Origin of the sequence: Streptomyces sp. NPDC005728 (genome assembly GCF_040630895.1) — a bacterium.
GTDB lineage: Bacteria > Actinomycetota > Actinomycetes > Streptomycetales > Streptomycetaceae > Streptomyces.
Genome location: NZ_JBEXYL010000301.1, coordinates 1 through 1,238, shown reverse-complemented (window position 1 = coordinate 1,238; position 1,238 = coordinate 1). Strand labels below are relative to the sequence as shown.

Sequence of the window (1,238 nt, the reverse complement as noted above, 5' to 3'; positions counted from 1 at the left end):
GACCAGGTACGACAAGCTCGCCGTCCGCTACGAGTCGACCGTCCAGCTCACCCTCATACGGCAGGCGCTGTGACCACATCTCAAACACGTCCTAGGTCAGTCCCATGCCATCCGCCGAGCCTCCACCGCCGGAGGTTGAGGTGCACGTGTCGACGAAGCCCCCGAGCAGGTGGAGAAGCTGGACGTGTTCGCCGTGCTCGAAGTGCTGGGTCGTCCGTCGTGGCCTGCACCGAGTGCGGGGCGGATGCCGCGCTGGGACCGCTCATGTAGACCGGACACGCTCCGCCGCCTGTGGCATAGCGTGAAAGCCCAGGTCACGAGGGGGGCTAGGGAGGGCAGCTATGCCCGGGCCCGTCATCTGGAATGGCCACATCACGTTCGGCCTGATCTCCGTACCCATTGGCCTGGTCAAGGCCACCGAGCGCGGCACCACACCGCTACACCTGGTCCACACCGCCAACGACTGCCTCGGACGCATCCGCTACCGCCGGGTGTGCGAGCTGGACGACCAGGAGGTCCCCCTGCATGCGATCGGCCGCGGCTACGAGACGCCTGCCGACCTCGTGCCGCTCACCGACGCCGACCTCGACAACCTGCCGATCGCCACCGCCCGCGCCATAGAACTGGTCGCCGTCGTTCCCGCCGACCGGATCGCCCCCCCGACAGATCGGCGCCGCCGGCTACTACCTCGCCGCCGACGCTTCCCCCGCTACCGCCCGGCCCTACGCCCTCCTCGTGCGCGCCCTGCAACGCCGCACGCGGGTCGCCATCGTGAAGTACGCGATCCGCGGGGATCGCGAGCGCCTTGGCATGCTCCGGCCCCTCGGCGACACCCTCGTCCTCAACGGATTGCGCTGGGCGGATGAGATCCGTGACGTCGAGCGCGGCATCGCACCCGCCCCAGCCGACGTAGACGAGAAGGAGCTGGCCGCCGCCCTGGAGCTTGTCGACGCCCTCACCGCCGACAAGCTGGACGACGTCCCGGACCTCACCGACCACTACGCCCAGGCGCTTGCCGCGCTCGTCGACACCAAGATGCACGATCGCGAACTGGCCCGGCCTTCCGAGCTGCAGCGCGCGGAATTCGTCGACCTCAGTGGACGTTAAGTCCGTTTCTGGTAGCGGCCTCGTCCGGGTTCAGTAAGGAAGCCTTGTCGGGCGAGGCGTCCGAGGCGGCTGCGGGTGACGTTGACGGTCGCCTCGTCGGTGGGCATGCCGAGGAGTTCGTGCAGCTCGCG

General features: G+C 68.8%; 1 protein-coding gene and 1 pseudogene. Both read left to right on the top strand.

All coding sequences use genetic code 11. The features are described from left to right. Window positions 1-341: 341 nt before the first annotated feature. A pseudogene (locus tag ABZ471_RS48760) lies at window positions 342-599 on the top strand (Ku protein); the annotation flags it as partial. A 136-nt stretch (window positions 600-735) separates the two neighbouring features. Continuing rightward, window positions 736-1,107 (top strand): Ku protein, encoded by a 372-nt coding sequence (locus ABZ471_RS48755; RefSeq protein WP_359075641.1) that lies wholly within the window; start codon window positions 736-738, stop codon window positions 1,105-1,107. Window positions 1,108-1,238: the final 131 nt, after the last annotated feature.